This window comes from Anaerobiospirillum sp. NML120448, assembly GCF_023050945.1.
Lineage (GTDB): Bacteria > Pseudomonadota > Gammaproteobacteria > Enterobacterales > Succinivibrionaceae > Anaerobiospirillum.
Genome location: NZ_JALKIM010000100.1, coordinates 1 through 11,105 on the forward strand (window position 1 = coordinate 1; position 11,105 = coordinate 11,105).

The window sequence follows — 11,105 nt, forward strand, 5'->3', positions numbered from 1 at the left end:
ACTATTAGTTATATTAGTTTAATTTTTCAAACAGAGCGGCGACGATTTTGATGGGCATAAAAATATTGTTTTAGGCATACCCACTTTACCAGTTTGGGGCAAAACATCTTAGCAATACCCAGTTTTTGGTAAAAATAAGATTTAGAGCTTATGGCAACAGCATATTGGTGCTGTCTTTTCTTGGGAGGCATGGGAGTATGGCTCCGTTTGTTTTTGCTCTGTGATTGCCTCTTTGTATGCTCATTATAGCATGCTACAAAAGTAGGGTAGCTCTATGATGGTCTGGTGGTGGTTAAGCTAAAAGAGTTACTGAGGCTAGCATTTAGCCTACTAAGTGCTTATAAGATGGCTATCTCTTAGTTATAGGTTGTTTTAGTGCTGGATAAGCATTGAGGATTGGGGTAGCTGAGCATGGCGCTTGGTTAAATACAACTGGTCTAAGTGAAAATAAGATATCAGAATGATGACTGGGACAAAGGTGCTTTGGACTATAATGGAGAATCAAGGCTGTTGCTGTTAGACTCAATTATCTCTAAGAGTGTGCTTAGTTTTAGCTGCTAAGATGATTGGTGATTGTTGGTAGCCTACTTAAGCTGTATGGCTAGCTTGCTGTTTACTCATTGTACTTACTTTGCATGCTATCAGGCTTGGTTGCGTGGAAGATGAGCACTAAGGAGTAGGGGCGGGCGCTGACGCTTTTGCTGTACTGTACTGTACTGTGCTAATGCTGTTTTGCTTCTGGCTTTGGACTTGTCGCTGGCCCTGGTTTTGGAGTAGGCCCTGCTTAGGGAGCTGGTATGCTGGTTAAGTCGCAGGAGCGGGCGAGCTTGCAAGCTGATGAGCTGGCTGGCAGGCTAGCGGGCAGGCGAGTGAGCGGGCGTGGGATGATAATTTTGATTGGTGCGTTGTAATGTCGAATTTAGCTGAGCTGGAAAATCAGGCGTTTACTGTGTCTGATTTTGTAAAACAAACTAATGACTTCTTTAACCGTCTGGGTTTTGTGTTAATCAAAGGCGAGATTTCGCAATTTAGCGTACACACTCACCTGTATTTTGCTATTAAAGATGAGCAATCTGTGGTTAACTGCATTATGTTTGCAGGAAATGCTAAAAAGCTCGATTTCCAGCCGCAAGATGGCCAAAAAGTTATTGTTTATGGCACCAACTCTTTGTACGGCAAAGCAGGCAAATTTAGTATTAATGTAGCGCAAATGGAGCTAGCGGGACTTGGCCATATTATGGAGCAATTGCGTCTTTTGGATTTGCGCCTGGCTCAAGAGGGTGTTTATAGTATCCAAAGGCCTTTTCCTGCCTTAGTAGAAAATGTAGCGGTAGTTACCTCCACTGAAGGTCGCGTGATTGACGATATTCGCACCAATGTCTTTCGTCGCAATCCTTTAGTTAATCTTTATGAGTTTCCTTGTTTAGTGCAAGGCCCTGATGCCCCAGCCTCAATTGTTAATGCCCTTTATCAGGCCTATCAAGCAGCAGAGCGCTTAAAGTTAGATGTCATTATTGTTGGTCGTGGTGGCGGCTCTTTTGAGGATCTCTTGTGCTTTAGTGATGAGAGGGTGGTACGGGCAGTAGCACAGTCGCCTGTAGTTATTATTTCAGCTGTAGGCCATGATGAGGATAGACCTTTATGTGATAAGTCAGCCGATTATAGAGTTAGTACTCCAACAGCGGCAGCTGAGGCAGTTACCAGTTATCCTTATGTAAAATTTATCGAAAGACTAGAAGTAGCCGTAGATGATCTTTACAACAAGATGGGCTTATTAATTGATAGCTACGACCAAAGAATTAGTAATTGCTATGCTCATTTAGAGCGTAGCCCTATCTTTGCTGCGCTGGGGTATAAAGACAGTCAGCTCAATCAGCTATGCTATGGTCTTGATAATGCTATGAAATTAGTATTATCCCACCGTCAGCAAAAGATTAATTATTTAGTAGGTGCCTTAGAGCAACAGGGTGTTAATGAAAGGCTGCTTAAGTACAATCACAATATTGAACAGTCATTAGCTACCTTAAATAACTTTGCCTCTGCTATAGATGAGCGCTCTAATCGTTTAAATCAGACCATAGACTATCTTTTCTCTAAGAGTGTTACAGATAAGCTCAATAGCTATGCCAATTATTTAGAGCAAAGCTTGATTAAGTCCTTAGACAAATCTCTGCAAGATAAGAGCGAGCGACTTAATGAAAGATTATTACGTGCCGAGGAAAGGTTGGTTCAAATAGCTAATTCAAAGCTACGTGAGCTTAGTGAGCACAAGGCACAATTAATCTCTGGTTTAGAGGTGAGACTGGAGCAGGCTATTAACAATATTTTACAAAGCACTAGAGTGCGCCTCTCTTTGCAAGAGAAGCTCTTAGAATTAGGAGAGGCTTATCCTAATGACTTGCCTTCTTATTTTGATACCAAGTTAATGCATGGTGCTAAAGACAAGGTAAGTAATGCTATTTCTGCTTTAGAGAAAGTAGAGGATGCTGTCTTTGCTTATGAAGATAGGGTAGATAGTGTGCAAATTAAATTAGAGCATAGCTTTGATGCTCTGATTGCACCTCAAATAAAGGATTATGATTCTGAAATTGAGCGTCTGATTACCAGATTACAAGCACTAAACCCTCTGTATCAATTAGAGCGTGGACTAAGCTTAACTACTTTAGATGGCATGCATTCTGTAGCTGGTAAGGACATTAATGTCGGTGATGAAATCATCACTATTTTAAAGGACTATCAAGTGCGCTCCACAGTAAGTGCTATTGAGTTTAAAACACTGTCCTTAGACAAGAATGTTAAAGACGCACAGGAAGTTTAAAGCAAATCGCTTAGTTTACCATAATACTATTATGTTGTGGCGCTTTGTAAGTGCGCTTTGAGGCAATGATTATCTTTTTTTGTTTTAGTGTCAGAGTAAGCTAACAACTAGCCACAACATTAGGTACAATGATACTTTGCTATATAGCATTAAGGCCTATCACTTGCTAAGTTCCAAATGCAAGTTAGTACAATCACATCAAACTTAAGTGTCTCAAGGTCAAAAACAAAAACTTAGCTTTTGGCCTATAGGAGCTATTGCCTTAACCAAAAAATAATTTAATAGGACTTGCGCTTAGGTTGCTCTAAAGTCTCTAATGTTTTTTGTCTTTCAGTATCCCTATTAAGTCGTGGTACTGGTTTTGGGTAATGTGTTTCTAGCTTAAGCTATTACTAGGGCTCTGCTTAGGCAAGGGCCAGGCTTAAACTGGGCCTGTGGCTAAAAAAATATTATGGCAAGGTCGTGTCAGGTAATGCTTACTTAGGCTAGGTAATAGCATGCAATGGCGGCTAGGTAATAACTGGGCGTAGCATAGCATGGTATGGAAGAGCAAGGTAAGGCAGGGCAGAGCAATAAGGCTATGCCTGGTCTGGCCTGGCCTGGCCTGGCCTAGTAAAGCAAAGCCAAGCTAAGCTAAGCAAAATATAGCTAAGCTCTGGTTTGCTAATAAGGTGGCTCTTGTGATTTAGTTGTGCATGGGCGGTAGGTGATAGGGAGCGGGCGCTTAATTGCTTGATTATCAGCGTTGGCGTATTTAGTTTGTTCTTTTGGTAAGTTAGATTAAAGGGGTGTGCTCATGAGTTACACATTGGATAGCATAGTTGCTCTCATTAATCGTAAAGAGCCTCTTCCAAGCCCTTTTTTAAAGGCTTTAAACAATGTTAAATCATCTGCTCATCACTTGGGTATTCACAAGCTTACTTTAAAAGAGCTGTGCTCAGACTTAGATTTAGAGCTTACAGAGCAACACTATGATAGTGAGAGCTCTTTTATTGATTGTGACTACTTGTATAAATTAGTTAGCGTATTGTTGCGTCATGATGTGGCTATGATGCCTATGGGCGTGCCACGCAATTTGAGTATTTACAATCAAATTTATCTTACCGCTCGAGCTGACATTTTAGCTGATAGCGACATTTATCAACTGCAAACCTTAAAAGGTCAAAAGAAGACTAAATACACTAATAACGAAATTGAAGTTATTATCCGTGCTCGCAAGAAAATTCAAAACTTCAATACTATTTTGCATGTTTTTGAAAGCTTAGGTGCAGCTCGTAGCGCTCCTTTAGAGAACAACCAGCGCATGGTGCTTAATGACATTATCGATGATATGTTATTGCCTCGTGATGCTGAGCGCTATGTACGTAATCTTTTCTCTTATGCTTGTGAGCTGGGTTCTTTTAACTACGACTTTACTAATCCTAAATACGTAAGTGTAGCCAATGCTGCTTGGGGTGATGAGGTTATTAAAGAAACCATTGATATGGTGGCTCGCATTATTGCGCCCGCTCACTTAGCTATTACTATTCCCGAGGACTTCCCTCACGCTCAGCTGTTACAGGAGTTGTACTCACAATATTGCCCTATGGTCTTTACTCCTCAAGAGACTGTAGAGGTAAAAAATATTATTCCTGTTAGTGAGCGTCCATTAAGTGAGATTAACTTTAATCAGCGTCATGCTCGCCTTAAAGAAAAGCTTGATGCTCTGTTAAAGGAATATCACAACACTAAAGATAGCAATCAAACCTTAAAGCTATGTGACCAGAGCAAAAATGAGATTTTGCAAAGTCGTCCAGGCTACAGCTCCGATTTAATTCGCCGTGTGGCAGTATTGCCAAAGCAATATGGCAATCTCACCTCATATATCGATAACTTGCAACAAAAGTTAATGAAAGATGAGGACACTCGCCTCTTAGTGCCTAATTTTGGTAAAACCTTGTTGTCTATCTACATCAAGGATGATGATGGGGTAGCGTTGACTCCAACCACCATTACCAAAAGGATGCTTAATACCTATTGTAAGAGCAATAACTTTGCCTTAGATGGTGATCCTAATGCACAGACAAAGAAAAGCCCGTTAGGTAGCGCTAGCGCTAGCTCTAGCAATGGCGATAGTAACGACGTAACCAGCAAGCTATTATTTGCTGATAATAGCGAACGCTTATCTTATGTGATGGCAACTGAGAGTGTGCTTAAAGAAACTCTAGCTATGCTTGACGTGGAAGAGCGTAAAGCCAAGGCACAGCAGTTCATTGAAAATTCAACATCAGGACAAGTGGCCATTGATCGTAAGCCTATTAATAGTAACGCTACTAATACTAATGATAAGAACCCTTATCTTATGTACAGCTCTAAGGTAGCTACTATCAGTGGTGATATGGAGGATCAAAAGAGCAATAAGCGCAAGTCTACATTGTTAATTGATCCTTGTGATTTTAGTGAGCCTAAAGCTGCTAAGGATAGTAGCGAGCAAACTATTAACGAGGAGGTAACTAATAGCGAGCAATCAAGAGGTATTGTTAACGAAGATAGTTTCCATGTGGTGCCTTACACCTTTGATAGGGTTAACTTCCTCTTTCATAGCTATTTAGTATGGTCTGACGATGAAAAGTTAGTAGTCAATGATCCTACTCAGGGTAGACCTAATCGCAATGAGGATTACGGTACTAATCTTGAGCAATTTATTAGGCATCCTGACAAAAACTTAGCTCGTTTTAATCGTGTTATTAGTTATGAGTTTTTGCTCCGTAAGCTCTTTGGTGCGGCCAATAATAGTTCGGCACTAAATGATTTAGGCTGTTCAGATGAGCATGAGGTAGAGCATCTTTTTGAGCTTATTTCCCATAATGATAGCTATCTTTCTGGCATTCATACCTTGCCTTTGGTGCTCTATCACGGTCTTTATTATTTTGATCGCTACTTGCAAAAACCAAGTACTCATTTTAATAATGAGCTCTTTTATATTGCTGTCTTTAAGCGTGAGCCTTATGCCCTTAATCTCTACTTATCTCGTATTTTCCATAAGTATGGCCCACGATTAATTGATGTGCCACAAGAGTTTTATACTCTCTTTGTTTTTAACTTATTACTCTTCCCTCAAAATGACTCCTCTACAATGTGTCAAAGATTGGCTAACGATATCTTTAATCATACCAATCGCTCTAGCAATCTACACAAAGTAGTCTTAATTAGAACTATTGCTCAGCAGTTATACGACTTTGTTACTAACAATCACAAAGATTGTTTGACTATGGAGTTTTTGTGCGAGGATGAGGTTACTTATCGCAATACTTGGGATGAGTTTAATGCTCACATGCATGAAACTCAAAAGCTCTTTAGTTCTTTATTACCAGAGCAGTATTTTGAGCAAGTTTGTCTGAAAAACTCATTTTACTTATGCTTAGAGCACACAGTATCTCGCTATGCTCGCTTAGACAGTAAAGATCTCAATAACTCTGAGAGTATCACCAATAATTTAAATTACTTGCAATTAAAGTCAGTAGGGCAAGCTAGTGAAGCCCTCTTCACCTTATTAGCTACCATGGATAAAGTTTTAACCTTAATCGATGAGCTAAGCACTAAGGTCGATGAGTACTTAATTGCTAATCCTATTAAGAAGGCTTTTGAGGAGCCTCAATTAGATAAAGACAAGCTTAAAGAAGATTTAGCAAGTTTAGATCTTGAGACTCAAACTCCTATTTTCAAGCCAAAGCGCCGCCAAATTAAAAAGGATAAGGAGCAGGAGCAAGATAGCCAATTTGAAACTGCTGAGCAAGAGCGTGAGGACATATTTAAAGACTATGCCCAGCGTTTTTCCAAAGAAAGCAAGAAAGACCAGCTACTTGACGATGATGGCGGTGAGGGCTATCAGCCACGCTGGGAGCTTGGTAAGGGCCAAACAGGTACTAAAGCTAAGTCTTTAAGCGCCTCAGATCTGGCAGCTAAGCTTATGGCTAAACGCAGTGCCAGCACTGGCACCAGCGCCAGCTCAGCTACTAACGCTTTGTCCACCTCAAAGAAAGGCTCTAATAACAATGCCAATGCCAGCAATAGCACTGACAGCACTAATCAAAAGACTAGTGCTGACTTCTCTAAAATGATTGCCAGCATCAAAGAGGTAGGCGATAAAATCGATGAGAGTAAGTTAAGCGGTGGCTTTAATACCATGGCTCTCTATCGCAAATTAGACATTGATAGCATGGGTGAAAAGCAATTAGATGAGTTTGACAATCCAGCTTTTGTAGAGCCTCAAGTCTGCAAAGATCCTAAATTAATGGCTCTGGTCGAAGAGTGCGTGACTAAGTTTAAAGCTACTAAGGAGCTAAAGCTTACCATTGATAGTGCCACTATTAGTCATTTCTTAACCATGCTCAAACGCCAGGAGCATTTAAAGGGTGTTAAAGATCAATTCTATCAAGACATTCAAACTATTATTAAGCTGCTCAAGCTTTACCAGCAAAATGAGCATGATCATAGCCATGATCCAGATACTTGTGCCCTCAACTTTAACCAAGTGATTGTTGATTTTGGTCAAGAGCAGTTTATTGAGTGTCTCCATAGACTCAATATTTACTTCATGAATTATGGCTGTATGACCCTAGCCTCCGTTATGGCTAAGGCCAAGGGCTATGGTCAGGTCTTAGCTAAGAGTCCAAGCGCTAATCAAAAGATTAATGCTTACTATGCTATTGATTGGGTAAAAACTATTGGTCGAGGCAGCCCATTCTTTGATGATATTATTCAGCCCTTGCTGGATAACTATGTAGTGCCATTAGTTAAGAAACTAGTATGCTCTAACCACAATTATTTGTACTCCTTTAGCCACAATATTGATTTTAACGAGCGCTTAGAGGCAATTGGTTCATTAGTACGTGAGGACTACTTAAGGGACTTTGTTCTAATTGGCTTGCCATTTAACCGCTTTGTGGTTGATTGTGCCTGTGCCCAAGGTAGTGAAAGCTATCTTAATAAGATGCGCTCTTATGCTTTTAAAGTTCAAGAAGCATCAGCTATTGGCTTCCCTAACGGTATTGCCTCAGAGCGTGTTTATGAGCTTTCGTCATTACTCAATAAGACCATTGGCGTGCAAATTGTTCCTTATGTGTTTAACAATATTAGTGATGTTAACTATAGCGCCTTACGTCCTAGCATTAAGGACATAACTATTTTGCCTATCCCTGAAAGTTATGGTTTTACTGCGGCTGCTATCGATAAAAACCAGCGTAACCAGGTAAATAAAGAGAGCTATGAAGATCTCTTATTTACCTTATATTGTGCCCATATAGTGCTAGAGACTTTGTATGCTCTTATGCCAGTGGCTAAGGAGTCAGGTCTATTAAAGCTCTTAGCTCAAGAAATTGTTGCTATTCATCATCTAGAATTTGATGAAGAGGCCAGTCAGTTTATCCAAGATTATCTACAGGGCTGTTTGCATTTTATTAATAAGCAAGGGGCCATTGAGCAAAGCTTATTGCTCTCACCAAAAGACTCTTTATCCACTATGATTTTGGGTACTAGAGCCGATCATCGCTTAAAGAGATTGATTATCTTTGCCTTTGGTTATCAGCTCAAGCAGGGCTTTGTCAGCACTGTAGTGAAAAAGCAATTTACCTTGGTGCTCAAAAACCTCAAGCTGGTAGCAGAGTTTACCAAAGCTATTAGGAACTCACATTATAAAACCCCAGCTAAAAGGGCTAGCAGTGATAATCCAATACCAAAACAAGGCTTTTATCAGCCTCACAGTGGTATTAAAAACCAGCAGCTTAATCTTGATATGAATATGATTAAAGCCAAAATCAAGGAAAGTGAGCAGGTACAAGAGGTTATTACTGAATTACGTGATAAAGAGCAAATGCTCCAAGAGCAAGAGCTGTTCTCCTCCTTAACCTCCAAATCAAGCCCAGCACCAGCCGAGCCAGCTCAAACTGAGCCAGCCCAAGGCCAAGGCCTTGGCTCAGTCAGTGCTGCCGCTTCTGCCCAAGAGCAAGGCTCAGCCTCAGAGCAGAGCCCTAAGATAGCCTCGGGAAATGCTAAGGAAAATGCTCCTGAGCACAAAGAGTCAGAGCAGCAAAGTACTGCTAATACTCACCCAATTATGACTAAGCTTGATGTCAAAGTACGTAATGTCATTGAGGCATTGGCCGTACAAGGTACCGATGCTATGGTCTATAGTGAGTTTAATGGTATTTGTGTAAGCCATGGCCTTATTTCAGGCAATTATTGTATTGAGGTGCTCAATGAGTACTCCTTTGAAGAGTACGATGAGCCTGTATTAGAGCTTGATGGCCATGATGATAGTGCCATTGTCTACATCACTACTGATTTGCTTGAACAAATGAACCAAGATTGCCAAGGCTCCTAGCTCAGCTAAGCAAGCTTAGCTAAGTTAGCTTTAGCCAGCTTAGCTACTTGCCCTTTGCCATTAGCAAAGGCAATGGCAACTCACGGCCCTTACAAAGGCTAAAAGGCTCGCTCAGCTTCCAAGATTAAAGCCCACCATAGGTAGGCCTCTAATAAGGCTTAGCTCTGGGCATTACCTTGGTAATGCAAGGCTCCTATGTCTTAGCTAAGTAGATTTAGATAAGATGTGCTGTTTGACAACTAATAGCTTTGTCTGGGCATTGCTATGTGGTTGTTGTATCAAAATTGCTTTGATATATGGCTTGACAATAGGGGCATATCATTAAGGCTAGCTGCTCTATATTGTGGTTGCTAAGGCTCTTAGCCTTCTAAAAAGTAAGATAAGTGTCCTTCAAGTCTATTAGTCTTTTTGACATGTGATTTTGTCTTAGTAGTGAGCTATAAGGCTCTAATACTTAACAAGAGCTCTAAAAGCTTAGCTTGATACTATAGACAACTTGCTAATGCCTTTAGGATAAGTAGCAAGTAGCACTAGGCTTTTTAGTAAGATAGCTCTATTTTTCTAGCTCTAGGTAGCCCTTTGAGAAAAAAATATCCATGGGGTGCTTAGATAATGCTACAATTTGCCTGGCTTATCTTAAAGCCCTTGATGGAGCCTTTTATTCTATATTACAAAGCTCTAAATGAGAGTAATGCTTTTTTGTTCCTAGCAGGTTGATAACTCATGTACTTATTGAAAAAGATTTGTGCCGCTCTAGTTATTACTTCATCCTTGATGTTAGTTTCACAAGCTCAAGCTGATGTTCGTATCGATATTAAGAATGATAGTTCCGATGATTGCTCGGTTGCCTTTAATGCCCGTGTAGACAAAACTAAGTGGATGACTGTAGGCTGGTATGTTTTTGTACCAGGTGAAGAGGGCCCTGTAATTTTAAAGGGTGCTAATGATGTACATGAGGTCTTTATCTATCACGATTGTGGACTAAATCCAACTGATAGAGATGAAGTTAAGAAAGGCTGGATTAAGACTAACTTTAAATTTACCGATTATATGCCAAAAGAAAATGAAGATGGTTACCAAGAGGTACAATTTGTCCGCCTAACTAGCCCATCTTACAATATTGGCGGTCGCCGCTAGTAGCTTGCTCTGAGAGCTTTGATACGGCTTATTGCCTAATCAAAAGCGGCTCTTAGAAAGCTCTTTATCTTTAGGCCGAAGAAGCCTAAAAACCAATCCTGCTCCTGCCCTAAGCTTCAATCCCACTCTTTCCAAGGCTTAGGGCTTGGGCCATAGTCCCACAGCCTACCACCATCTTCTCATCACCAATTCTCATTGCCTTTCTAGCCACTCCAGCAGCAACCTTTAACAAGCAAGCAACTAAACAACTAAGCAACCAAGTAAAAGAAGCGAACAAGCTCTACCAAAATCAATCTAGCTTAAAGAACTAGCATTACCACTAAAGCGCCAGTCCACACCAAAAGTAAGAAGCACTTTAGCTCAGCCTCTAACAAGCATAAGGGAAACTTTTGTTTACTTTAAACTCTGACATTGCTCAGTCGTATTCATAGCTTACAGATGGCTTATAAAAGCCATTTATCTCTTATGAGCTGCCATATTTTAGTTGTAAACAGTTCTCTTAGTAAATGAAATTGCTGGTTCTTTAATAAGTGTAATGAAGTAGAGTAGCTGATAAATATCAGTTTTTTCACAAAATTGGGCCATTTGCAAAAAAAACAAATTACAGCATAAAAGCAAAACAGGCTCAAACTATGAAGTAAGAGCCTGTTTTTTCAACCCATAGGAACTGTAGCTAATTAAATTGATCTTAATCTTATGATATCATAATAACCTAAAAGTGAGGTGATTTATGGAAAACACTATTCAAGTTACTCTATCAAAAGAAAGCATCGAAAAATTGATGGAAGT

The 11,105-nt window shown here is 40.2% G+C and carries 3 protein-coding genes; all 3 read left to right on the forward strand.

Annotation, left to right across the window (positions count from 1 at the left end):
- Positions 1 to 910 precede the first annotated feature (910 nt).
- The 3 genes from xseA (at position 911) to MXE38_RS11270 (ending at position 10,316) form a co-directional block, all read left to right on the forward strand.
- On the forward strand, positions 911 to 2,818 hold the full coding sequence (xseA, locus tag MXE38_RS11260) for an exodeoxyribonuclease VII large subunit (RefSeq protein ID WP_246914980.1): 1,908 nt from the start codon (positions 911 to 913) through the stop codon (positions 2,816 to 2,818).
- A 796-nt stretch (positions 2,819 to 3,614) separates the two neighbouring features.
- On the forward strand, positions 3,615 to 9,179 hold the full coding sequence (locus tag MXE38_RS11265; RefSeq protein ID WP_246914983.1) for a tellurite resistance TerB C-terminal domain-containing protein: 5,565 nt from the start codon (positions 3,615 to 3,617) through the stop codon (positions 9,177 to 9,179).
- A gap of 723 nt (positions 9,180 to 9,902) precedes the next feature.
- The gene (locus MXE38_RS11270; RefSeq protein WP_246914986.1) at positions 9,903 to 10,316 is read left to right on the forward strand and encodes a hypothetical protein; all 414 of its coding nucleotides are present in this window, start codon (positions 9,903 to 9,905) and stop codon (positions 10,314 to 10,316) included.
- Positions 10,317 to 11,105 lie beyond the last annotated feature (789 nt).

Excerpts from the sequence above, each read along its gene's own strand:
- MXE38_RS11265 (WP_246914983.1), top strand. The coding sequence starts at position 3,615 with ATGAGTTACACATTGGATAGCATAGTTGCTCTCATTAATCGTAAAGAG.
- xseA (WP_246914980.1), top strand. The coding sequence starts at position 911 with ATGTCGAATTTAGCTGAGCTGGAAAATCAGGCGTTTACTGTGTCTGAT.
- MXE38_RS11270 (WP_246914986.1), top strand. The coding sequence starts at position 9,903 with ATGTACTTATTGAAAAAGATTTGTGCCGCTCTAGTTATTACTTCATCC.